Below are 22529 nucleotides of genomic sequence, written 5' to 3'. Positions count from 1 at the left end.
GGGGTATTCACTGGCTAGCTCCATTGCCTCACGGAAAGCGCTTGTGGCTCTTTTCCTACGGTAGCGACTTTACCCGAGCGAATCATGACGCGCGCATTGTCGGTTCGTCCGAATCTTCGGATGCGACACCACAGTCTGCGCGAAGCGTCGCTCAGCCCAGCTTGCGCAGCAACCCGCGAATGAAGTTGTCCTTCTTCTGGGTGTACGGCGGGTAGACCAAGCGCATGGTGTCCGGAGCGAGCGGCTTGGACAGAACCGCCTTCTCGTGGCTGAACGTTGCGACCGATCGCTCGCCATGGTAGGCACCCATTCCGCTGGCACCGACGCCTCCGAACGGCAGGCCCGGAACGACCAAGTGCGCCGCCGGAATGCCGAATCCGATCGCGCCGGAACTGGTTTCTGTGATGAACCGCCTGCGCACCCGATCCGACGAGCTGAAAACGTAGAGAGACAACGGTTTGTCGCCGCCACGGATGAACGCAAGCGCATCATCCAGTCCGCGCACCGTGATGATCGGCAGAATCGGCCCGAAGATCTCCTGCTGCATGACCGCTGAATCGCGCGCGACATCCGCAAGCACGGTCGGCCCAAGGTAGCGCGTGGCAGCATCCGACGCGCCTGCGACAACCCGGCGTCCCTCTCCAAGCAACGTGCCCAAACGATCGAACTGTGCGCCGTTGACAATGCGACCGTAGTCGGCGCTCCCCCGCGGATCGGCACCGTATAGGTCGGCGATCGCGCTCGTGAGAAGCGGTTCGAGCCGTGCCGCAACATCCGCGGCGGCAAGGAGGTAGTCCGGTGCCACACAGGTCTGCCCGGCGTTCATGAATTTGCCCCAGGCGATGCGAGCGGCGGCCGCGGCCAAATCGACGCTGTCGTCAACGTAAACTGGCGACTTTCCGCCGAGTTCGAGTGTCACCGGTGTGAGGTTCTTCGCGGCCGCGGTCATCACGATGCGACCGACGCGGGCGTTTCCGGTGTAGAAGATGTGGTCGAAGCGTTCCGCAAGTAACTGCGTCGTCTCGTCGACGGCTCCTTCAACGACTGCAACCGCGCGTGCGTCCAGGTACTTGGGCACCAGTTCTGCAATCGCCGCCGACGTCGCCGGCGCGAGTTCACTCGGCTTCAACACGACCGCGTTGCCGGCTGCGAGCGCACCGACAACCGGAGTGAGCATCAACTGAACGGGATAGTTCCACGGGGCGATTACGAGGACAACGCCGAGCGGCTCGCGTACGATCGACGCCCGAGCTGGAAGCACCGCGCCGGGCACGCCCACGCGACGCGGCCGCAACCACCGGCGCAAGTGTTTCAGGGTGTGGTCGATCTCCCCGATCACAAAACCGATCTCCACCAGAAAGGACTCGGTCGCGTTCTTGCCGAGGTCTGCGGCCAGCGCGGCCTCGAACGCCGAACTGTGTGTGGTCAGCATCGCCCGCATGGCCCGCAACTGCCCTATCCGCCAGGCGACCGGCTTGGTCGCACCAGCATCGAAACGATCGCGGAGGCCGGCGACGATACCGGCGACATCACCCTGAGTCATGGCTGCAATCCTAAGCTGCGGTGCTCGATGATCTTCGGCTCCCGACCTGGCAGCTCGAATCCGCCCCCGCGACCTTCAGTGGAATGCGTGTCAGTGGTGCAATGCCGGGATGATCAGATAGATGCCGAACAGTACTGCGGCACCGCACAAGGTGAAGCAGCTGTATGCGCCAATGAGCACCAACCGTTGTTGCGCACGGCTCAGTGGGTTGCGCTTGGCGGCCTTGCGGATGCGCTTGGCCTCAGCCGCCGCCTCCGCGGGCGTGACGATCGTGATGGCGTCTGTGAACTCGGCCGGAATCGCGAGTGGCGTCTTGCCCGCCGTGCTCAACAGGCGCAGTCCGAGCGAGAACAGCACAACGACGATGCACGCTGAGAAGATAGCCGCGAACGCGACGACGAAGAACGAGATCCAGTTGATCATGCGGCATCCCTCTTGTCGCTGCGCTTTCCCGTCGACTTCTTCGGCTTGACCTTCCTGATCCGCACCGCGTCAACCGACTGCGCCACTTCGTTGACTCCGCCGAGCGCGTTCTTGCTGTCGACCCTGTTGCGACTGGCGATGCCGAAGATGACGACGATGACGCCGATACCGACGATCCCGACGATCCCGATCCCGATCGGGCCGAGGTGCGCGATGAAGGCGGCAGCTGCCCCGACGACCGCAGCACAGGGAAGCGTCATCAACCAGCCGGTGCCGATCCGGCCCGCCGTACGCCAGCGCACAGACGAGCCCCGGCGGCCGAGCCCCGAGCCGATCACCGAACCGGAAGCGACCTGCGTTGTCGAGAGCGCAAAGCCGAGGTGTGTCGACGCGAGAATGGTCGCTGCGGTGCTCGTCTCAGCGGCGAAGCCCTGCGCGGGCTTCACCTCGGTCAGCCCGGTTCCGAGCGTGCGGATGATGCGCCAACCGCCCGTGTACGTTCCCGCAGCGATCGCAAGCGCACAGGCGAAGATCACCCAGAACTGCGGATCGGTGCCCTGCGCCTGTAGTCCCGCGGAGATCAAAACGAGCGTGATCACGCCCATGGTCTTCTGTGCGTCATTCGTTCCGTGCGCGAGTGCGACCAGCGACGATGAGAAGATCTGCCCGTAGCGGAACCCGGCACGGCCATCCGGTCGATTGTCATAGCGCCGCGTGATCGCATACGCGAGCTTTGTCGACAGATAGGCCACAAACCCGGCAATCAGCGGGGCAAGCAGCGCCGGAAGGATCACCTTGTCGACGAGCACGAGATAGTTGACAGAGCTGAAACCGGCCCCGACAATCGCGGCGCCGATCAGCCCACCGAATAGCGCATGAGACGAGCTTGACGGAAGACCGAACAACCAGGTCACCATGTTCCAAATGATGGCGCCGACGAGACCGGCGAAGATCATTTCGGGGGTGATGCTGACGCCACCGGGTCCTTCATTGATGATGCCGCCGGAGATCGTCTGGGCCACAGCCGTGGAGAGGAACGCACCGACCAGGTTCAAGCACGCGGCGAGGGCGACAGCAACCTTCGGACGCATCGCCCCCGTTGCGATCGGAGTCGCCATCGCGTTCGCTGTGTCATGGAACCCGTTGGTGAAGTCGAAGAACAGCGCCAGTGCGATCACCAGCACCACGATCAGGGTGAGATCCACCGGCGTCTTTCTGTGTGGGTGCGCACAGTCAATCCCGCCCTTCGACACGGGAAGGTGTCGAATTCATCGGGATTTCATGTAATGGAGGTGGCATCGCTTGGTAGCCAACTCGATACTCACACCTGAAACCCGCGAGGTCAACTTGATAGGGCTGCGACCAGAGAAGACGTAGTGTTGCCACGTGAGTAACACGGCGCCCGCCAGTCGCGGAATCAGGGCATGGATGCTCGACGGGCTGATCGACCCCAACGGAACCCACCAAGGCCCGCACGCGCGCGCACCGGAGAAGACGCACTCCTGGTGGCGAGTGATGTGTCTGACCGGTCTCGACTACTTCTCCACACTCGGCTATCAGCCGGCGATCGCGGCGCTTGCTGCCGGACTGATTTCGCCGTTCGCCACTATCGTGCTGGTGATCCTGACCCTGGGCGGAGCGCTGCCGGTGTATCTGCGCGTGTCGAAGGAGAGCTTTCGCGGTTCCGGATCGATTGCAATGCTCGAACGATTGCTGCCGTGGTGGGCGGGCAAACTCTTCGTGCTGATTCTTCTCGGATTCGCCGCGACCGACTTCATGATCACGATCACGCTGTCTGCCGCGGATGCGACTGCCCACGCGATCGAGAATCCATTTGCACCAGCGTGGTTCCACGGAGCACAGGTGCCGCTCACGCTGATCCTCATCGCTCTGCTTGGGGCCGTGTTCCTCAAAGGCTTCAAAGAGGCGATTGGAATTGCGGTCGTCCTGGTCGGAGTCTATCTCGCGCTGAACGTCGTCGTCGTCGCGGTGGCGTTCGGGCAGGTGGCGCAGCATCCGGTCGTGATCACGGACTGGTGGGGTGCCCTGACAGCGCAGCACGGCAATCCGCTGCTGGTCGCCGGAATCGCGTTGATCGTTTTCCCCAAGCTCGCACTCGGCTTGTCCGGCTTCGAGACCGGCGTCGCCGTGATGCCACAGATCACGGGAGCGCCTGGAGACACAGCGGATGCGCCGCGCGGGCGGATCCGAGGCACCGGCCACCTGCTCGCAACCGCCGCGATCATCATGAGCGCCTTCTTGGTCTCCTCCAGCCTCGCCACGACGCTGCTGATTCCGCAAAAGGAATTCCAGCCTGGAGGAGCGGCGAACGGGCGTGCACTGGCCTATCTCGCCCACGAATACCTCGGCCCCGCATTCGGGACGGTCTATGACCTGAGCACGATCTTCATTCTCTGGTTTGCGGGTGCATCGGCGATGGCCGGGCTGCTCAACCTCGTGCCTCGCTATCTGCCACGCTACGGAATGGCACCGCAATGGGCACGCGCCGTTCGGCCACTTGTCATCGTATTCATCCTGATCGCGTTTTTGATCACCCTTATCTTCCAGGCCAACGTCGACGCCCAGGGCGGCGCGTACGCGACCGGGGTGCTCGTGTTGATCACCTCAGCCGCCGCTGCCGTAGCTCTGTCTGCACGGCGAAAACGCCAGAAGTGGCGCACGATCATGTTCACGATCATCGCGGTCGTCTTCGTGTACACGACCGTGGCCAACATCTTCGAACGCCCTGACGGCGTGCGGATCGGTGGCCTGTTCATCCTCGGAATCATGGCCGTCTCGCTCGTGTCGCGCGTGCGCCGATCTTTTCAGTTGCGAGCGACCTCTGTCACGATCGATGACGAAGCCGCGGGTTTCGTGCTGAGAGATGCGGAAGACAACGATTCCATTCGAATCGTCGCGCATGAGCCGAACAAGCGCAGGGACGACGACACGGCGAAGGAGTATCAGGACAAGAGCAGGGATGAGCGCCGCTTCAGTCATATTCCGCAGCGCTCTCCGATCATCTTCCTCGAGGTCCTGCCGTCCGACTCGTCGGATTTCGAGGAGGATCTCATCGTTCGCGGTGTCTCACGCCACGGTTTCCGGGTGCTCGAGGTACACAGCGGCAACGTGCCGAACACGATCGCTGCGATCCTGCTCGAGATCAGAGACTTGACCGGAGTCGTGCCTGAGGTCTACTTCGAATGGACAGAAGGCAACCCGATATCGAATATGCTGCGATTCCTGGTCGCCGGCGCCGGCGAGGTCGCGCCGGTGACGCGCGAGGTGCTCCGCGAGGCGGAGAAGAACGCGAAGCGCAGGCCGTCGGTGCACGTGAGCTAGACGATGATCCGCGGGGTGTCAGCGCAGGCTCACCCGGCGGCCACCGCGGTCACCGGCGCGCTCGTGACGCTGCGCACGAACTGCTGCAGTCGCCGGTACACCTCTTGCGACTCCGGGTAGCGGTAGTTCTGCTGCCAGGTGTGTTCCGTATTGCGGCGGGAACCGTCGAACATCAGCGTCTCGACTCGCACGCCGTGTCTTCGCAGCGCCTCGACGAAGTTCAGGTTCGCCCGATAGAAGAAGTCACGTTCACTTGTCGTGACGAGCACGGGGGCGAAACTCTGATCGAGCCAGTCGATCGGCGAGAGCCAACGCGCGGCACGGGAAAGGGTGAGTCCGCGGCCCTTGCCGGGCAACAGCATCCGCACGAAGCCGAGGCCCATGATGAAACCAGGCTCGAACACGACGGAGAAGTCGAGCGCGCCGCAGTGCAGCACGAGCCCGGTCAGACTGCGGCGCGCCAACGCCGGTGTCAACTCGTAGTGGTCTGCAAGTTCGGCCCGCGTCGACATTGCGGCAAGCAGGGCCGCGATCTGACCGCCTGCGGAGTCGCCGGCAAGCACCAGATTGTCAGGGTCGCCGCCGAATTCCGCAATGTGATCGCGCACCCAGGCGAGTGCATCGTTGCCGTCGTGCAGCAGGTGCTTCATATCGAAGCGGCCTGCCATCCGATAGTTGACGTTGACAACGACCATGCCCTCCGCCGCCTGGCTGGCACAGTATTTTGTCAAAGGCAGCTTGTCGCCGGCGATCCATCCTCCGCCGTGGAAGTACACGTATACCGGCAATCGCTGGCTCGTGCCGCGCGGGCGGAGAACATCGAGGCGATGCGCCCTGATGGCGTCTCCGACATAGTCGATGTCGAGCCGATAGTCGACCGCTTCAATCGGTTCGGTGTTGAAGTGCCGCGTCTGAAAACCGTGCAACTGCGCCATGAGCGCACGCCAGGCCCAAACGGGAACGCGACTCAGCATCGGTCGGGAGTACGGCACAGCGATCACGATAGGCGTCGAATCCTTGTGAGGGCTGGGAATACGCGGATCGAGGCTGGCACCACGGCGAACACCGCGACACGCGGGCGAGCGTCAGGCGAGAGGGGACGTCGAATGCAGAACGAGCGCGAGCAGCGCGAGGGCGTAAGCCTGTGCTGGCTCATCCGCCACGAATTCAGACTGACGGCCCTCGAGCAGCGTCAGCACTCGATAGCGCCCGTCTGACAGTCTGGTCAGTGACAGGAACGCGGCACCAAGCAACTGCCGCAATTGGTCTTCGCGTGGCAGCCAGAGCGCACGCTCGATCGCAACAGAATCCAGTGCCCACTCCGTCGTGCCGTTGAAGCCGAGTATCGTGCCTGTGTCGAACTCGTGTGCCTCGATCGTCATCTCGCTGACAGTGAACACGTCGGATTCGAATTCGGCCGAATCGATGCGAAATGCGTCTCCTGACAATGGATGCCAGCGCAGTCCTGCGTCGCGGAGCCTGCGAGCGAGCTCTGTCGAGATCATGACCCCATTATCCTGCGGCTTCGTCAGCGGCTCGCCTGCGGTTGACCGCTCACATCTCTTCGTGGGTGTTCGGGTCGCCATCGAATAAGCGGCCTGTGTCGCGGCCCAGCGCCGTGATCGCAGTGACTTCTTCGGAGCTGAGGTGGAAACTGAACACGTCGATATTCTCACGTTGCCGCTGCATGTTCGCGGTCTTCGGGATAGGCAGCACTCCTCGCTCAACCTGCCATCGCAGAATCACCTGGGCTTCGGTCACACCGTGGGCCCGGGCCGTCGCGACAATCACATGCTCCTCGCGGATCGGTGCGCGCTTGCCGAGTGGGCTCCACGCTTCTGTGCGGATGCCGTGCTGCTCGTGGAAGGCCAGCAGCTCGACTTGGGGAAAGAACGGATGCAACTCCACCTGGTTCACCACCGGTAGCACGCCTGTTTCGTCCTGCAGCCTGGTCAGAAACTCTTGTGTGAAGTTGGACACACCGATCGAGCGCACCCTGCCCTGCTCCTGCAGCCGAATCATCGCCCGCCAGCTGTCGACGAACTTGCCGACGCTCGGGTTCGGCCAGTGGATCAGGTAGAGGTCGAGGTAGTCGACGCCGAGCGCCGAGCACGAGCGGTCGAACGATGCGAGCGTCTCGTCAAAACCATGATCGCGTCCTGGCAGCTTGGTGGTGAGCTGAACCTGGTCGCGCGGCAGCCCGGACGCTGCAATTCCGCGGCCGACGGCATCCTCGTTCTGATAATTGACCGCGGTGTCGATCAACCGGTACCCGGCATCGATCGCAGAAGCAACGGCCCGAACCCCTTCGTCGCCCTTCAGCGGGTAGGTTCCGAACCCGATCGCCGGCAACGTGCTGCCATCGGAAAGTGTGTATTGCGGAATCTGACTCATAGGTTCCCACTCTGTCACAGGCTGAATGGTGACGAACTGCTCGGTGCCAAGCTACTCGGTGACGACCTATTCTGTGACCAGCACGATTTTGCCGCGCACGTGCCCGGACTCGAGCCTCTCATATGCTTCACGCACGCGCTCGAGCGGATAGATCGAGTCAATCGGCAATTCCAGCTCACCGTCTGCGAGCAACTGCGCCACGTGCGACAGATCATCAGCCGTCGCAGCGGCTCCGCCGACCACCAACACGCCCTCATAGCCGTACGCGGCGATCGTGTTGATCCGGTTCAGCGGAACGCCGAGCCCGACCGCCACCTCGATCGTCGCCGGCCCGTGGTTGTCGAGCACGGCCGTGATGCCCTGCGGTGCGGCTTCGCGGATGCGATCGGCCAAGCCGTCGCCGTAGCCGACCGGCACAACACCGAGCGATCGCAAATAGTCATGATTTGCGGTACTCGCGGTGCCGACGACCGTCGCACCTCTCGCCAGCGCCAGCTGCGCAGCAAGCACCCCGACTCCGCCGGCCGCGGCGCTGACCAGAACCGTGTCGGCTGGGGAGAGCTTGAGTGCGTTGACGCTTGCCCACGCGGTCCGACCCACTACGGCAAGCGAGCCCGCGACCTCGAATGGCAGCCCGGCCGGTTTCCTGATCAGCACGCCGGCGTCGACCACGACGAAATCTGCCTCGGCGAAATTCCTGGAACTGCCGAACACCTCGTCTCCCAGACTCCATTCCGTGACGCCGTCCCCGAGTTCGTCGATCACACCGGAGAAATCGTTGCCGACACCGGAAGGCACGACGGCACCGTATGCCGCCGCAACCGGTCCGCCGTGATAGATCTTGAAATCGACCGGATTCAGTCCGGCAGCGAGCACCCGCACCCGCACCTGCCCAGCGCCGGGATGCGGCGGGTCGACTTCGGCGACTTCAATGACGTCTGGGCCGCCGAATTGCTGATATTGCACGAATCTCGACACGGTCATCCTCTCGCGCGGCGCCAGTGCGCCGCATTGTCTCGGTGTGCGCAACCATCTGGCGCCGCAGATGATTCCCACCATGCGCGGCCGGTACGGTGGATCCATGAAGCACTCGACCGCTCCCGTCGCTCTGCGCGTTCCGCACGAGCGCATCCACCACGGCGACACCGTCATCGACCAATACGAGTGGCTGCGAGAGAAGGACGATCCGCGCGTCATCGCGCACTTGACGGCAGAGAACGCGTACGCCGCCGAGCAGACCGCACACCTGGAGGCTCTCCGCGAGAGCATTTTCGGCGAGATCAAGGCCCACACCCAGGAGACGGATTTGTCCGTGCCGACTCGGCGCGGTGCCTGGTGGTACTACTCCCGCTCTTTCGAAGGCAAACAGTATGCTGTGCACGCCCGGGCGCCGATCACAGACAACGCAGATTGGGCACCGCCGAACATCGCGGGCGCGCCGGCAGACGAACCTGCGCTGCCGGGTGAACACATCCTGCTCGACGGCAATGTCGAGGCGGAGGGTCACGACTTCTTTTCGCTCGGCAGTTTTGACATCTCCGCGGACGGCACGCTGCTGGCATATGCAACAGACACGGTCGGCGACGAACGGTTCACCCTTCGCGTCCGCAACCTGGAATCCGGCGATGACCTCGCGGATGAAGTGCCGAACACCTCGCACGGGGCCGTGTTCTCGCCGGACGGCCGCTTCGTTTTCTACACAACGGTTGACGACGCCTGGCGCCCCGACACTGTGTGGCGGCATGAGGTCGGCGCCGCCGCCAGCGCAGACACCACCGTCTTCTTAGAACCGGACGAACGGTTCTGGGCGGGCGTCGGCAGCACCAGGAGTCGCCGGTATCTGGTTGTCGAGCTCGGCTCGAACATCACCACGGAATACCGCCTGTTGGATGCCGCCGATCCCACCGGCGATTTTCGCGTGGTCTGGCCGCGCCAGGACGGCGTCGAGTATTCACTCGAGCATGCCGTCGTCGGAGGCGAGGACCGCCTGCTGATCCTGCATAACGACGGCGCCCGGAACTTCGAACTGGTGGATGTCGCCGCCAGCGACCCGACCGGCCCGCGCCGGGTCATCCTCGCCCACGATCCTGCAATCCGGTTGGAGTCGGTCGACGCGTTCTCTGATCACCTGGTGGTGGAGTACCGGCGCGACGCACTGTCCCGGCTGGGGGTCATACCGATCACTGCGGCGGGCTACGGACCACTTGAAGAACTGACCTTCGACGAACCCCTGAACACCGTTGGTGCCGGGAGCAACCCGGAGTGGATGCAACCGACGGTGCGCCTCGGCTACGGGTCGCTGGCGACACCGTCGAGCGTGTTCGACTACGACATCACAACCGGCCAGCGACGCCTGCTCAAACAGCAAGCCGTACTCGGCGATTACGATCCAACCCTGTATGCGCAGCAGCGGGAGTGGGCGGTCGCTTCTGACGGCACCCGCGTACCGATCTCCCTGGTTTACCGCCGCGACCTCGTCACTCCGGGCGTGCCGGCACCCCTGGAGCTGTACGGCTACGGATCCTACGAGTCGAGCATCGACCCGGCATTCTCAATCGCCCGTCTAGCCCTGCTGGATCGCGGCGCCGTCTACGCGATCGCCCACGTACGCGGTGGTGGCGAACTGGGTCGCGCCTGGTACGAATCCGGCAAAACCTTGGCCAAGAAGAACACCTTCACCGATTTCGTCGCAGCGGCAGAGCAGTTGATCGCTGCGGGCTGGACGACGAGCGACCGTTTGGTCGCGGAGGGCCGCAGTGCGGGAGGATTGTTGATGGGCGCGGTCGCGAATCTTGCACCGCAGACATTCGCGGGCATCCTCGCCGGAGTCCCATTCGTCGACGCACTGACCTCGATCCTCGACCCGTCTCTGCCGTTGACGGTGATCGAGTGGGACGAGTGGGGCGACCCGCTGCACGATCCCGCTGTGTACGCATACATGAAGTCATACTCGCCGTACGAGAACGTCCGAGAGGATGCGCGCTATCCACGCATCCTTGCAGTCACGAGTCTGAACGACACCCGAGTGCTCTACGTCGAACCGGCCAAATGGGTCGCGCGCCTGCGCGAAGTCGACGCCGCCGTACTGCTCAAGACGGAGCTGAGCGCCGGCCACGGCGGCGTCAGCGGACGGTATGCGGCCTGGCGGGAACGCGCGTGGGAACTCGCTTGGGTTCTGGACGTTCTCGGGCTCGGCGAGACGCCAGTCAGCTGAACGGATTCGCATCGGCAGACGTGACAGCGGCCGGTGCGAGATCGACGGGGCGAGCATCGAGCGCCGACAAGCGATGTCTGCGCTCGATGCGCTGTGCCCACCAAGCACCCACCAGAATCAGGATGCCGCCGCTGACGCCCAGTAGCCCGATCGCCTCGGCACCCAGAGTGACGGCGATGATGACCGCCCACAGCGGTTCGGTTCCGAGCAACAGGCTCGCACGGGTAGCCGACGTGCGTCGGATTGCCCAGAGCTGTGCGAGAAAGGCGAAAACGCTGCAAGCCAGTGCCAGGTAGATGACGCCAACCCAGTCCGCCGGGCCGAACGAGCGCAATGCGGTGCCGAGCCCGCGCGCATCCGCCAGCGAGAATACGAGCGCACAGACCGCCGACTGCACGAGTGTCAGCGTGAGCGAGCTGTGTGTGGTGCCCGCAGTCAGTCTCGCCATCACGGTTACATGAACCGAGCGCACGAGTGCCGCAGCCAGCATCAGGGCGTCACCGACCCCAGGCAGTTGGAAGCCTCGGTCGGAGACGAGAAGCGCCACGCCGACGACGGCGACGACCGCGGCGACGAAGAACGCCGGTGGCAGCCACGCGCGCGCGGCCACCGATTCCAGGATCGGCGTGAACACCAGTGTCAGGCTGATGATCAAACCGGCGTTCGTCGCACTCGTCCGGCTGACCCCGAACGTCTCCAGCGCAAGAATCGCGGCCTGGGTGCAGCCCAGCACACATCCGACCGCTATTTCACGCCGGCCAGGATGCCGCAGGCCCACCCGCCCGGGTGTGCGACCGCTGCCACGCAGCCGCCAGATCGCCCAGACGATAACCATCGCGAGCGTCGTGAGCAGAAATCGCAGCGCAAGCACCGGCAGCACACCGCCATGCTGAGTCAGGTCCTTCGTCGCCAGATAGCTGCTCCCCCAGACGACGGCCACAGCAAGCAGCAGCAGGTCGACACGGAAGCGGGACACGATCGAGAACAGCACGTTTCATGGTGCGTCGTGATAATCACTTAGATCAAGGCTCAGTCTCTAACATGATCATTTAGAATTGCTAAATGGAATTCAGTGGACTTCGAGCCCTGCGCGAGTTGCAGGATCGCGGAAGTGTCGTCGCCGTCGCACAGTCGTTACACGTCACCCCGTCGGCGATCTCTCAGCAACTGGCTGCACTGCAGCGTGCAGCGGGAATCCCTCTCACCCGCAAGCGCGGTCGAGTCCTGGAGTTGACGGATGCCGGCAGGCAACTCGCCGGAGCAGCTGTTGCGGTCTCGAGCGCCCTGGCTCAGGCCGAGAACGCAATCAGCGAATTCCAGGCCGACGAGAATCAAATCGTCACCGTTTCGGCATTCCACAGCGCAGGTACGGCCTGGTTCGGACCGCTCATCGCCCAGCTGCGCGAGGCCGACGGGCCTGCCGTCAGTTGTAGTGATGAGGATGTTGCGCAGCAGGAGTTCCCCACGCTGACGGTCGACCATGACATCGTTATCGCGCACCGCCTGCCAGGGAGTCCGCAATGGCCGAGCTCGGTAGCCAGCACAGCGCTCGCGTTCGAGCCGTTGGATGTCGCACTGCCCGCGACGCATCGGCTCGCCGGACAGCGCTCTGTGACGCCGGCACAGCTGCGCGACGAGCGCTGGATTGCCGTGCATGACGGCTTCCCTTTGATGGACGCGCTGAACACGATCGGCGCAATGGCAGGTGCCAGTCTGTCGATCGCCCACCGCATCAACGACTTCTTCACCGCCGCGAGCATTGTGCGCGCCGGCGACGCTGTCGCGCTCCTTCCGCGCTACACAGGAGCGCAACGAGCGCGCTCCGGCGTCGTACTACGCCCGATTCGGGGAGTACGACTCGGTCGGCACATCGACGCGCTCATACGCCCCGAGTCCGCCTATCGGGCTTCGGTGCGCGCCGTTGTCAAGGCGATCATCGCAGTCGTGGGCGCTGAGTCGAACGCGAATGCCTCGCTGCGCGACGGTGCTCAACCGAACAGAGGCGCCCAGCCGAACAGTGGCGCCCGGCTGAACAGCAGCGCTCAGCCGAACAGCAGCGCGGCCTCGTCATAGCGGTACTGCGGCACGGTGTTGAGCCCACCGGTCGCATCGGCGATGGAGACGTTGACGACATCCGTGCCCTTCAATGCGACCATGGACCCCCACCGCTGATCGACCACGGCGTCGATCGCCGACATTCCCAGCCGCGTCGCCAGCACCCGGTCGTATGCACTCGGAACTCCGCCGCGCTGGATGTGTCCGATCACTGTTGCGCGCGACTCGATGCCCGTGCGCTCCTCGATGAGCGGCGCGAGCATTTCACCGATGCCACCAAGCCTCGGGCGGTTGAACGCGTCCAAGCCCTTGTGCGAGTGCGCCTCCTCCATCGTGTCGAGGTGGAAGCCCTCCGACACGACGATCGTTGGTGCGCGGCCGCGATCCCGCACATGCTCCACCCACGCGCAGATCTGTTCAATCGACTGCGGCTGTTCCGGAATGAGGATGGCGTGCGCCCCGCCTGCCATCCCGGAGTGCAACGCGATCCATCCGACGTGGCGACCCATAACCTCGACGATCATGCAGCGCTGGTGCGACTCGGCCGTCGTTCGGAGCCGGTCGATCGCCTCTGTTGCGATCTCTACAGCAGTGTCGAATCCGAATGAGTAGTCGGTGGCTGCGAGGTCGTTGTCGATCGTTTTGGGCACACCGACGATCTTGAGGCCTGCATCGGTCAGCCGACGGGCGGCGGTGAGTGTTCCTTCGCCGCCGATCGCGATGACCGCGTCGATGTCGTTGTCGTCCAGCATCCGCTGAATATTTTCAGGGCCGGAGTTCTCACCCTCGAATGGATTGGTGCGGCTTGAGCCGAGAATCGTGCCGCCCTGCCGCGAGAGGCCTCGCACACTGTGCCGGTCCAGCGGCATGATGTCGCCGTTGACGACGCCGCGCCAACCATATCGGAATCCCGAGAACTCCGCACCGTAGACACGATCACCCTTGAGTACCGCTCCCCGGATGACCGCGTTGAGCCCGGGACAGTCGCCGCCGCTGGTCAAGATTCCGATTTTCACCGATTTGCCTCCGTAGTCCCCGCATCGATCTTGCCCGAGGCGGCGGGTTCGCACCAAAACGCGCGTGATCCGAAAAGCGGCCTACGAAGTCGCTTCATCGACACCGAGGGCACGAGCCAGCTTAGACGAACTGGGCGACACGACCGCACCGGAGGACAGCAGGATGGCTTCGATTTCGCCGAGCAACGCCGCGCGCTTTGCGCGGGTATCGGGTGCCGCCGCCAGCAGTTCGACTTCCCACTCGCGCCATTCGCGAGTGGCAGCCGTGATGAGGTTTTCAGCGTGAACGTGATCGTCGCTGAGTTCGGCCACTGGATAGCCTGCTGCATCGAGCAGTCTGCGATTCTCGCGCCGGTTCGTGATTCGCGCGACGGCGCGCAGCGGATGCCCGGCCGTCAGCGCCTCAACCTCGGCTTGGAGTTCGGCTGGCACCGCATCGACCTCGCCGGTACCGGCGCGCTGGCCGATCGGCCAGTGCAGCTCGGTACGGCCTTCGGCCTCAGGCTGCTTGATCTTGATGTGCCAGCCCGCGTCGCTGCCGCCTTCACGGCGTCGCAGCGCGACACGATTCGCGGCAAGCTGAAACTCGTCGGTATCGTAGTAGACCGCGTCCAAGTCGATGATTTCAACAGCTTCGACGACTGCGATGGTTCCCGCACCGACCAGATCGGGTATCTCGATCATCGTTGCCACGTCATATTTGCGCTCGATCTCCACCTGGCTGCTGCGACTCATACTTCTTGTCTAGCGCAGGCCGCTCTGCTGCACCAATTCCGGCCGGGTTCGTTGCGTGAACGAGACTGCGCGCGGGCTACTCGGCCGGCGACGGCTCGATCGCGCCGCGCTGACAGCATCGACGATCTGATTCCGCGCTGCACTACTTTCGATTGATGCCCGCCCGGCAACCCACTGGCTAGGCTGACCGCAATGAATAATTCAGCCCCAATTCATTCAGCGCAATTTCATTCAGCGCAAATTCATTCAGCGCTGACGCCGGTCTTCACCGCGCTGCGCGTTGGGCTGCACATCCTGTTCGTCGGGCTCACCCTGTTCGTCGTCGTGCACGCGATGCTCACGGGCGCTGCGGCCGGCGCTTCCAGCACCATCGCTGTCATCGTGCTCGGCCTCGCGCTGCTTGTGGTGTACGGCTCCGCATCGTTCTTCCACCTCTCGACGTCGAAACTGCTCTGGCCGATCTGGCTGGTCGTGCTGGTCGTGCTGTGCCTGTCGCTGATGGCGTTGACGGCGGATGCCGCGTACCTCGTTTTCCCGCTCTTCTTCCTGTTGCTGCACCTGATTCGGCAACCATGGAACGTGATCGCCGTCGCCGCGTTGACCGCATGTGCGATCATCGCGCTCGCCTGGCACATCGCGCTCTCAGTCAGCGTCGTCGTCGGGCCGATCATCGGTGCGGCCGTAGCTGTCGCGATCGGCGTCGGGTATCAGGCGCTCTACCGCGAAGCTCGTGAGCGAGAGGCGTTGATCCGTGATCTCGTGGCGACTCGTGAGCAACTCGCTGCGACGGAACGCGAGGCCGGCGTGCTCGCAGAACGCGCCCGGCTTGCACGCGAGATCCATGACACCGTTGCGCAAGGGCTTTCCAGCATCCAGCTGCTGCTGCACGCGGTCGAACGGGCCGACGAGCATCACCCGGCGATCGACCACGTGCGACTGGCCCGGGAGACGGCGGCCACGAACCTGGCAGAGACGCGGCGATTCATCCGGGAACTGACACCGCCGGCGCTCGAAGAGCAGACGCTCGAGGGGGCGTTGCGCCGGCTGGCCTCGCGCACGACGGAGACGGCAGGCCTGCCGATCCATGTCACCATCAGCGGCGACCCGATCTCCCTGCCGATGGATGTCGAGACGGCCCTTTTGCGGATCGCACAAGGATCTCTTGCGAACGTCACTCAGCACGCGCGCGCGAGTCAAGTGGAACTCACGCTGAGCTACATGGACGATTCCGTCAGCATCGACATCGTCGACGACGGCCAAGGTTTCGACCCGACCGCGCTGCCTGCTCACCCGGGCAGCACACATGAATCGTTCGGACTGCGGGCAATTCGCGGTCGCGCCGAACAATTGGGCGGGTATGTCGTCATCGAATCCCGGCCCGGATCGGGCACCGCCGTCGCCGTCTCCCTACCGCTACCAGAACACGACGACTCGACCATGCGTTCGGAGGAGCCATGATCCGCCTGTTACTCGCCGATGATCATCCTGTCGTGCGCGCGGGGCTGCGCGCGTTGTTCGGCCTCGAAGACGACATGGTCGTGGTCGGCGAGGCTGCGACGGCACGCGACGCGGTGATGCTCGCGGAGCGCGAACGCCCGGATGTCGTGCTGATGGATCTGCAGTTCGGCGGCGATCTTCAAGGTGGTGGCCTTCAAGGTGCTGAGGCGACGCGCCTGATCCGGGCGGAGGCGCGCCCGCCCCACGTACTGGTGCTCACCAACTACGACACGGATGCCGACATTCTCGGGGCCGTTGAGGCGGGAGCCAGCGGCTATCTCCTCAAAGACGCTCCGCCCGAGGAACTCATCGCAGCGGTGCGCGCGGCGGCCGCGGGTGAGAGCGCTCTGGCTCCTGCCATTCAGAACCGCCTGGTCATGCGCGTGCAGGCCTCCGAGGGCCAGCTGAGCCCTCGCGAACGCGAAGTGCTCGCCTTGGTCGCGGCCGGGGCATCCAATCGCGAGATCGGTGAGCGGCTGTTTCTGTCCGAAGCGACTGTGAAGTCCCACCTGGTTCATATCTTCACAAAACTGGGCGCGGCCTCGCGCACCTCGGCCGTTGCCAAGGCTCGTGAATTGGGGCTCATCCGAAGCTAACGCGACGCGATTGGGCGGACGCGTCGGTGAGCACGCGCGGCAGTGCGAGCGAGTTCTCGACCGTGCGACGGCAGCGGCGTACCCTGGTTTCATGAGTGATTCCGGAGTGGAGCGGGACCTTGACGACGACTTCATCAGCGCCCAGAGCGGCGACTATGAGCCGGCGGACGACCCGTTCGAAGATGAAGATGAACGAGCGATAGACGAAGAATTCGACGACGATTTCGACGACGAATTCCCCGACGATGAACGGGTCGTGTACATCGACGATGACGACGAACTCGACGACGGCTGACTCTGCCGAGCACTGACGCGGCCTAGCACGGGCGTCGCCGGAAACGACGTCGCCCGGCATCGGCGTTGCCCGGCATCGGCGTTGCCCGGCTCGGTCGGGAATGAAACGGCTAAGCCACCGCGCCCAGCGCATCCGTCAAGAGTGCGATCAGCGCGTCGAGTTGCACAGAGTCCGCTGACCCCGGTTCGACGTCCGAGCCGTCGAGAGCGCGGGCGGCGAGGCCCTGTTTCGCGTCGATGAGTTCAGCGATCTTGGAGTCGATCGTCTGCGCCGCAATGATGCGCCACGCTGTGACCGGCTCTTCCTGGCCGATACGATGCACGCGGTCGATCGCCTGGGTCTGTTCAGCGGCGGTCCAGCTGAGCTCCGCAAGCACGACGTTGGATGCCGCCTGCAAGTTGAGACCGACTCCGGCGGCAGTGAGCGAGCAAACCGCAACCGACACGGACGGATCGTTATTGAAGGCGTCGATCTCCTTTTGCCTGGCGAGCGCGGTCTGGTCCCCGCGAATCGAGATCGACCGCAGGTCGCGGGCGGCGAACAGATCTTCCGCGGCATCCATCACATCGATGTGCTTGGCAAAGAAGACAACCTTGCCCACCGATCGGGCCAGCTGCGCCGCGTAGTCGGATGCGAGACCCGCCTTGGCCTGACCGATCTTGCGCACCATGGTGAACACGTTCTCACCGTTGGTGGTGCCCTTCGACTCCTCCAGTTCGGCGTGCGCAACCATGCGGATGAGGTGAGCGCGGTGCGCGTCTGCGTCGCCTTCGAACGCGCTGCCGATCCCGGCTGCAGATGCCCGCCGAAATCGAGCGACCAAGCGCGCTGCAAGTTCACGCTCAGCTTCACGGATAGAGCGGCCCAGATCGTCGTCGAGCTCGACCGGCAGGTCGACGACGCGTCTGGACGGCAGATCAGACGCGACATCGAGCTTGCGGCGACGTACGATGCCCATGTCTATCACTGCTGCGCGCGCCTCAGGATAGAACGCTGCATCGGCTGGCGTCAGTCCGGTTTCTTCGAGCTTTTCCATAAGCTCCGCCGTCGGCTTGTTCCCGTCGATCCAGCCGAGAAACTGCCAAATCGCCCGGAAATCGTCGATGTCGTTGATCAAGGGAGTTCCCGTCAAGGCCATCAGCAGCGGGTCACCGGCTGGCGCCGTGTGCCGAATCGCGTCGGCCAGCCCGAGCACGTACTTCGATCGCTGCGAGTGCAGGTTCTTGATGAAGTGCGCTTCATCGACAACCATGCCTCTAAAACCGAGGCGGCTCAGCCAGGAAAGGTGCCGATCCAGCACTTCGTAGTTGACGATGACAACGTCAGCGAAGGCGTCAAGGCCCTGGCCGTCGCCGTGAATCACGGTAGCCCGACGCTGCGGCGTCCACAATTCCACCTCGCGCGCCCAGTTCATCTTGACAACGTTCGGTACGACAGCAAGCAATGGATAGGCGCCGGCAACCGAGGCGGCCAGCACGGACTGCGCCGTCTTGCCGAGGCCGGGCTCGTCCGCAAGTAGGAAACTCCGGTGGCCGAGACGCACGCTTTCGATCACGCGCGCCTGGTGTTTCATCAGTTCCATACCGCGAGGAGAATACCTGTCAACTGCGGGCGCGGGCGGCAGATCCATGCTGGCTGCCTGACCGCCAGACCCGCTTTCAAAGGATTTGAACAGCGGACCGAGCAGTTCCCATGAGTCCAGACGTCTCCGCGGGTGGGCTGCCGTTTCAGATATGTGCGAGAAATCCGGCGCAAGGAACGGGTTCGACATCACCCTGGCTCGTACAGATTGCGGGATCACCTGACGGTCCGCGAGCTCGGGGGGCACAACGGTTTCTTGTTTCACCTTCGGGGCTTCGGTGGTGATGATCAGGTCGTCCGGGCTGAGCTGCGTTCCGGATTCCAGCAGCCAATCGCGGCGCATCTTTTGTGCGCTCGCGCTCGGGGATGCCGTGCTTTCCAGCAGGGCGATCAGCGAGGTGTCACGCGCAGCAGTCTTTGCCAGGATTGTGGCGATACCGTCAAGCCTCTTGAGTTGTTCGAGGCGGGCGGCATCTGTGAGGTCGTGGTCGGCTTTGGCCCGCGCACGTTCTTCGCGCATGAGCAGCGCGATCACTTGGAATTTCGTGCGATTGGTCGGGCCGAGTTTCTTGCCGTCCGCAGCCTTCGCCTCGACTTCGCGAACACGCCGCGCGAGCACCGGAATGAGACCGTCGTTGTTGGCGTGCCGCGATCGGTTGGATGACCGGGATTGGGTCTGCGTACTGCGATCGCCGGAGCGAGGCATGTTCCTCCTGTGAGAGCGGGCAAGCACGAGTCGCACCTGCGGCGCGCTGCCCTGGACTCGAAACGCGCCCAAACGATGACCACGGACCGTGCCTGTGTTCAGCTCCATGTCGCAGCCGTCCGCAACCCCAGGAACCCGCCGACTTTCATCGACGTGCTGGGGCATCGACCGTGCTTGAGCGGACACCGTCGTCACGACGGACTCACGCGCGCTCTTTAGTTTACGCGGGTGTCGACCTGCGTGCTACTCCGCCTCGCCGAGATATTCGAGCAGGGCCACGGCCTGATTGGCCTCCTGGTCGTGCGCCGAGTACAGCAATGTCACGACCTCGTGTTCTGAAGCCCACGAACGTAGCGTCGCTACGGCGGGATTCCGATCGAGCTCGGATCCGTAGCGCGCTTGGAACTCGGCGAACTTCGCCGGCTCGTGGCCGAACCAGGTTCGCAATTCGTTGGTCGGAGCAATGTCCTTCAGCCATTCGTCCAGCTGCGCACGCTCCTTGCTGAGCCCTCGCGGCCACAGGCGATCCACCAGAACCCGGAAGCCGTCGGAACTCGACGGGTTGTCGTACACGCGCTTCACCCGATACGTCATGACTCCACTCTCCCACGCAATGCACAGGATCGGGTAGCGCCGACGGCCTTACTGCTCAGGAACCTTGATGGCGACTCCTGCCGCGACGAACACCGCTGCGCCGACGATGTGCAGCATCCGCAGCAGTAGATCATCGAGGGTGATCGGCCACACCGGGTTCCACAAGACCGCGAGCGGGATCAGTCCGAAGTACCACCAAAACTGCTTCGCCTGCGCGGCGAACACGCACATGATCAACGCAAGGATGCTGGTCGCATAGAGAACGCCGATGTACCAGGCGCCGCCGATCACGGCAAGACCGGCAAGGAGGACGATCGCGCCCAGCAGCCCGGGAATCAGGGCCATCCGCGTGTAAACAGGTTGTGCAGGTGGTCGTGGCATGTCGCTGACGAGTCTACGGCTCCTGAATCGGCGCAGCTTGCAGCGCGAGGATACGCTCACGGGTCGGAATCGAGGACACCGCCCCTGCCTGCTGCACGGCGAGCGCCGCGGCCGCACTCGCGAACGCCGCAGCATCGATCAGGTCGGCGCCGGCGTCGAGCTCGGCGACGAGTGCGCCGCAGAATGTGTCGCCAGCTCCCGTCGTGTCGACGGTTGTGACCGGCATCGCCGGAACGTGCGCGGCAGGCGCGTCGCCCAGCTCTCGGGTCAGAACAACTGCTCCTGCCGCTCCGAGCGTCACAACGACTGCGGGAACCGCGCTCAGCAGGATGGCAAGGATGTCACGCGCGCCGTCCACGGAGATCGCGCGCGGCAACACGTTCGCCGGAGCGAGTTGGGCGGCGCACAAGAGTGCCTCGTGCTCGTTCACGATCAGGATGTCCACGTTGCGCGTGAGCTCGGTCGGCAGTGCCTGCATCGGGGCGGCGTTCAGCACCACGGTGGTGTTGCTCTCGTGTGCGATCGCAGCCGCGGCGACAACTGTGCGGAGCGGGATCTCCAGTTGCATCAGCAGATAGTCCGCGTCCGCGATCGCTGCGCATTCGGCCGCCGTCAAATCGACAAGCGCCGCGTTGGCACCGGGATTGACCACGATGCTGTTCTCGCCTGCGTCGTCGACCGTGATCAGTGCAGTTCCGGTCGGCTCGGCGATCCGCCGCACCAGCTGGTCGACGCGCGCGGAAGTGAGCGTGGCAGACAGGAGGTCACCGTGGCTGTCGTCTCCGATCGCCGCGATGAAGCAGGTGTTCGCTCCGGCTCGTGCCGCAGCAATCACCTGATTGTTGCCCTTGCCACCTGCATGCTCCGAGTACCCTCGCGCAAGCACGGTCTCGCCGCCGCCGGGGAGGCGCCCAACTCGGTACACAAGATCGAGGTTGGCACTTCCCACAACGGCGACGGTCACGCGTCTACGCTAGCAGCGCCCCCTTTTGAAGCAGAAACGCCGTTGACGACGTATCGTCGCCCGCGACCACAGTGAGTTTGGAGTGCTCAGCAAGGCCGGCGAAGGCATCCGGTTCGAGGCACGCCATCGTCACCCTTCGCAGTTCTGCGTCCGCGGCAATACCGCGAACGGCGAACGCCACGTCGGGTAGTTCGCCCTCCTCGGCACTCGCGTCAAGGAAGACAATGGGAGACTCTTCTCCCTTGCCCAGCGGCATGATACTTAATATGGCTATTGCAGCCGCCTCCATTGTTGCTTCTCCCATGTCGACGATTGCAGAATCCGCTGATCGTTCGGAGTAAGTGCGGCCTACTAGGGTTAGCCATTCTCCGGGTTTCATCGAATCTATCGTCGTCAAGAGTTCACCAGACAACAGAGGGTTAATGTTCTTCAGCAAAGTCGGGCCTTTCCTGGATACTGAACGTTACTCAACCCCAGCGTGAGCCTATCGTCTGCGATCAGACCCTTCTAGCCCCCCAAAGGGGAGTAGCGCTCAGCTGATCCGGCCGCGACGTGACAGAAATTCCGGCGGCAGCGGTATCGAACTGCTCATCGGCGGGTGGCTCCGCAGCCGTTCCAGCCCCGGCCGCAGCTCCGCCAGCCAGGCGTCATATCCTGCGTCTTCCAGATGAAGACTGTCCGCAGAATATTCCGGATTCAGAGATCCGTCTTCGAGTGCGAACACCGGCCACAGATCGAGGTATTGTGCGCGCAGACTCGGCGCGAACTGTCTCAGATGCCGGTTGATGTCCTTGATCACATTGGCGTAATCGCGTTCGCGTGGGAGCACCGACTGCACGAGAAGGTAGGACGCCGGCAGCCCCTGGCGTAGTCGTGCCAGAATCGTCTCGATGTTGCGCACGATGTACTCGCTCGACCTTCGCCAGGCGAGGTCGTTCGTGCCGACCATGAGGACGACGCAGGTCGGCATCGCCGCGACGACGTCAGGTATCCGCTCGATCACGTCGTCTGTCGTACTACCGCTGACACCGAAATTCAGGGTCGATTCGCTCGGGAACCAGTCTTCCCAATGACCGCCTGCCGTGATGCTGTCACCGACGAACGCAAGCAGGTCTGCTTCGGGCATCTGGTCCACCCTCCTGTCGCGGCGCTGACTTAATCATCACCCGGATGGCGGATGGGCGCCAGCCCCA

22 protein-coding genes are annotated in these 22529 nt (G+C 63.8%); 6 read left to right on the top strand and 16 right to left on the bottom strand.

Annotated features, from left to right (window positions below; translation table 11 throughout):
- Positions 1-151: 151 nt before the first annotated feature.
- From QU604_RS08360 to QU604_RS08350, 3 genes are all read right to left on the bottom strand, one after another.
- Positions 152-1552, bottom strand: coding sequence for an aldehyde dehydrogenase family protein (locus tag QU604_RS08360; protein WP_308468876.1), 1401 nt, complete (start codon positions 1550-1552; stop codon positions 152-154).
- A gap of 81 nt (positions 1553-1633) precedes the next feature.
- Positions 1634-1966 carry a peptidase gene (locus QU604_RS08355; protein ID WP_308468348.1) on the bottom strand — a complete coding sequence of 111 codons (333 nt, stop codon included), beginning with the start codon at positions 1964-1966 and terminating at the stop codon, positions 1634-1636.
- Positions 1963-3171: an inorganic phosphate transporter gene (locus tag QU604_RS08350; RefSeq protein ID WP_308468347.1), complete on the bottom strand. Its 1209-nt coding sequence runs from the start codon at positions 3169-3171 to the stop codon at positions 1963-1965. Before QU604_RS08350 ends, QU604_RS08355 begins: the two co-directional genes overlap by 4 nt.
- Positions 3172-3394: 223 nt before the next feature.
- Here QU604_RS08350 and QU604_RS08345 point away from each other — a divergent pair, with 223 nt between their 5' ends.
- Positions 3395-5308 carry an APC family permease gene (locus tag QU604_RS08345; RefSeq protein WP_308468875.1) on the top strand — a complete coding sequence of 638 codons (1914 nt, stop codon included), beginning with the start codon at positions 3395-3397 and terminating at the stop codon, positions 5306-5308.
- A gap of 29 nt (positions 5309-5337) precedes the next feature.
- On the opposite strand, the gene QU604_RS08340 is transcribed toward QU604_RS08345, so the two are convergent.
- From QU604_RS08340 to QU604_RS08325, 4 genes are all read right to left on the bottom strand, one after another.
- The gene (locus tag QU604_RS08340) at positions 5338-6309 is read right to left on the bottom strand and encodes an alpha/beta hydrolase (RefSeq protein WP_308468346.1); all 972 of its coding nucleotides are present in this window, start codon (positions 6307-6309) and stop codon (positions 5338-5340) included.
- Between the two features lie 84 nt (positions 6310-6393).
- On the bottom strand, positions 6394-6813 hold the full coding sequence (locus QU604_RS08335; protein ID WP_308468345.1) for a hypothetical protein: 420 nt from the start codon (positions 6811-6813) through the stop codon (positions 6394-6396).
- A gap of 49 nt (positions 6814-6862) precedes the next feature.
- Entirely contained in the window at positions 6863-7702 is an 840-nt protein-coding gene (locus QU604_RS08330; protein WP_308468344.1) for an aldo/keto reductase, read from the bottom strand.
- A 66-nt stretch (positions 7703-7768) separates the two neighbouring features.
- Positions 7769-8686: an NADP-dependent oxidoreductase gene (locus QU604_RS08325; protein ID WP_308468343.1), complete on the bottom strand. Its 918-nt coding sequence runs from the start codon at positions 8684-8686 to the stop codon at positions 7769-7771.
- A gap of 97 nt (positions 8687-8783) precedes the next feature.
- On the opposite strand from QU604_RS08325, the gene QU604_RS08320 reads away from it, so the two are divergent.
- Entirely contained in the window at positions 8784-10916 is a 2133-nt protein-coding gene (locus QU604_RS08320; RefSeq protein WP_308468342.1) for a S9 family peptidase, read from the top strand.
- Here the strand turns inward: QU604_RS08320 and QU604_RS08315 are convergent.
- Complete coding sequence (locus QU604_RS08315; protein WP_308468341.1) at positions 10909-11907, bottom strand: DMT family transporter; 999 nt, start codon at positions 11905-11907, stop codon at positions 10909-10911. The two genes, QU604_RS08320 and QU604_RS08315, sit on opposite strands and share 8 nt — an antisense overlap.
- 71 nt (positions 11908-11978) lie before the next feature.
- On the opposite strand from QU604_RS08315, the gene QU604_RS08310 reads away from it, so the two are divergent.
- Positions 11979-12989: a LysR family transcriptional regulator gene (locus QU604_RS08310; protein WP_308468340.1), complete on the top strand. Its 1011-nt coding sequence runs from the start codon at positions 11979-11981 to the stop codon at positions 12987-12989.
- On the opposite strand, the gene QU604_RS08305 is transcribed toward QU604_RS08310, so the two are convergent.
- Complete coding sequence (locus tag QU604_RS08305; RefSeq protein WP_308468339.1) at positions 12959-13987, bottom strand: 6-phosphofructokinase; 1029 nt, start codon at positions 13985-13987, stop codon at positions 12959-12961. The two genes, QU604_RS08310 and QU604_RS08305, sit on opposite strands and share 31 nt — an antisense overlap.
- An 81-nt stretch (positions 13988-14068) precedes the next feature.
- On the bottom strand, positions 14069-14722 hold the full coding sequence (locus QU604_RS08300; RefSeq protein WP_308468338.1) for a CYTH domain-containing protein: 654 nt from the start codon (positions 14720-14722) through the stop codon (positions 14069-14071).
- A gap of 192 nt (positions 14723-14914) precedes the next feature.
- On the opposite strand from QU604_RS08300, the gene QU604_RS08295 reads away from it, so the two are divergent.
- From QU604_RS08295 to QU604_RS08285, 3 genes are all read left to right on the top strand, one after another.
- Positions 14915-16180, top strand: coding sequence for a sensor histidine kinase (locus QU604_RS08295; RefSeq protein WP_308468337.1), 1266 nt, complete (start codon positions 14915-14917; stop codon positions 16178-16180).
- Entirely contained in the window at positions 16177-16815 is a 639-nt protein-coding gene (locus tag QU604_RS08290; protein WP_308468336.1) for a response regulator, read from the top strand. The genes QU604_RS08295 and QU604_RS08290 overlap by 4 nt, the downstream gene beginning before the upstream one ends.
- A 91-nt stretch (positions 16816-16906) precedes the next feature.
- Positions 16907-17110, top strand: coding sequence for a hypothetical protein (locus QU604_RS08285; protein ID WP_308468335.1), 204 nt, complete (start codon positions 16907-16909; stop codon positions 17108-17110).
- 109 nt (positions 17111-17219) lie between these two features.
- Here the strand turns inward: QU604_RS08285 and QU604_RS08280 are convergent, their stop codons facing one another.
- The 6 genes from QU604_RS08280 to QU604_RS08255 form a co-directional block, all read right to left on the bottom strand.
- Positions 17220-19397 carry a DEAD/DEAH box helicase gene (locus tag QU604_RS08280; protein ID WP_308468334.1) on the bottom strand — a complete coding sequence of 726 codons (2178 nt, stop codon included), beginning with the start codon at positions 19395-19397 and terminating at the stop codon, positions 17220-17222.
- Positions 19398-19640: 243 nt separating this feature from the next.
- Positions 19641-19991 carry a DUF488 domain-containing protein gene (locus tag QU604_RS08275; RefSeq protein ID WP_308468333.1) on the bottom strand — a complete coding sequence of 117 codons (351 nt, stop codon included), beginning with the start codon at positions 19989-19991 and terminating at the stop codon, positions 19641-19643.
- A 48-nt stretch (positions 19992-20039) separates the two neighbouring features.
- Positions 20040-20372: a DUF6804 family protein gene (locus tag QU604_RS08270; protein ID WP_308468332.1), complete on the bottom strand. Its 333-nt coding sequence runs from the start codon at positions 20370-20372 to the stop codon at positions 20040-20042.
- A gap of 13 nt (positions 20373-20385) precedes the next feature.
- Complete coding sequence (locus QU604_RS08265) at positions 20386-21336, bottom strand: ribokinase (RefSeq protein WP_308468331.1); 951 nt, start codon at positions 21334-21336, stop codon at positions 20386-20388.
- 4 nt (positions 21337-21340) lie between these two features.
- Positions 21341-21772 carry an RbsD/FucU domain-containing protein gene (locus QU604_RS08260; RefSeq protein WP_345784278.1) on the bottom strand — a complete coding sequence of 144 codons (432 nt, stop codon included), beginning with the start codon at positions 21770-21772 and terminating at the stop codon, positions 21341-21343.
- Between the two features lie 96 nt (positions 21773-21868).
- Positions 21869-22462, bottom strand: coding sequence for a GDSL-type esterase/lipase family protein (locus QU604_RS08255; RefSeq protein WP_308468329.1), 594 nt, complete (start codon positions 22460-22462; stop codon positions 21869-21871).
- Positions 22463-22529 lie beyond the last annotated feature (67 nt).

The sequence above is a fragment of the Rathayibacter sp. SW19 genome (assembly GCF_030866825.1).
In the GTDB taxonomy this organism is placed as follows: Bacteria; Actinomycetota; Actinomycetes; order Actinomycetales; family Microbacteriaceae; genus Rathayibacter_A; species Rathayibacter_A soli.
The sequence above is the reverse complement of the archived record's forward strand: the minus strand, read 5'-3'. Positions and strand labels throughout refer to the sequence as shown.

Bases quoted from the DNA above. Each gene is read 5' to 3' on its own strand.
- QU604_RS08355 (WP_308468348.1), bottom strand. From the start codon at position 1,966: ATGATCAACTGGATCTCGTTCTTCGTCGTCGCGTTCGCGGCTATCTTC.
- QU604_RS08345 (WP_308468875.1), top strand. From the start codon at position 3,395: ATGCTCGACGGGCTGATCGACCCCAACGGAACCCACCAAGGCCCGCAC.
- QU604_RS08335 (WP_308468345.1), bottom strand. From the start codon at position 6,813: ATGATCTCGACAGAGCTCGCTCGCAGGCTCCGCGACGCAGGACTGCGC.
- QU604_RS08330 (WP_308468344.1), bottom strand. From the start codon at position 7,702: ATGAGTCAGATTCCGCAATACACACTTTCCGATGGCAGCACGTTGCCG.
- QU604_RS08325 (WP_308468343.1), bottom strand. From the start codon at position 8,686: ATGACCGTGTCGAGATTCGTGCAATATCAGCAATTCGGCGGCCCAGAC.
- QU604_RS08320 (WP_308468342.1), top strand. From the start codon at position 8,784: ATGAAGCACTCGACCGCTCCCGTCGCTCTGCGCGTTCCGCACGAGCGC.
- QU604_RS08310 (WP_308468340.1), top strand. From the start codon at position 11,979: ATGGAATTCAGTGGACTTCGAGCCCTGCGCGAGTTGCAGGATCGCGGA.
- QU604_RS08300 (WP_308468338.1), bottom strand. From the start codon at position 14,722: ATGAGTCGCAGCAGCCAGGTGGAGATCGAGCGCAAATATGACGTGGCA.
- QU604_RS08295 (WP_308468337.1), top strand. From the start codon at position 14,915: ATGAATAATTCAGCCCCAATTCATTCAGCGCAATTTCATTCAGCGCAA.
- QU604_RS08290 (WP_308468336.1), top strand. From the start codon at position 16,177: ATGATCCGCCTGTTACTCGCCGATGATCATCCTGTCGTGCGCGCGGGG.
- QU604_RS08285 (WP_308468335.1), top strand. From the start codon at position 16,907: ATGAGTGATTCCGGAGTGGAGCGGGACCTTGACGACGACTTCATCAGC.
- QU604_RS08280 (WP_308468334.1), bottom strand. From the start codon at position 19,397: ATGCCTCGCTCCGGCGATCGCAGTACGCAGACCCAATCCCGGTCATCC.
- QU604_RS08275 (WP_308468333.1), bottom strand. From the start codon at position 19,991: ATGACGTATCGGGTGAAGCGCGTGTACGACAACCCGTCGAGTTCCGAC.
- QU604_RS08270 (WP_308468332.1), bottom strand. From the start codon at position 20,372: ATGCCACGACCACCTGCACAACCTGTTTACACGCGGATGGCCCTGATT.
- QU604_RS08255 (WP_308468329.1), bottom strand. From the start codon at position 22,462: ATGCCCGAAGCAGACCTGCTTGCGTTCGTCGGTGACAGCATCACGGCA.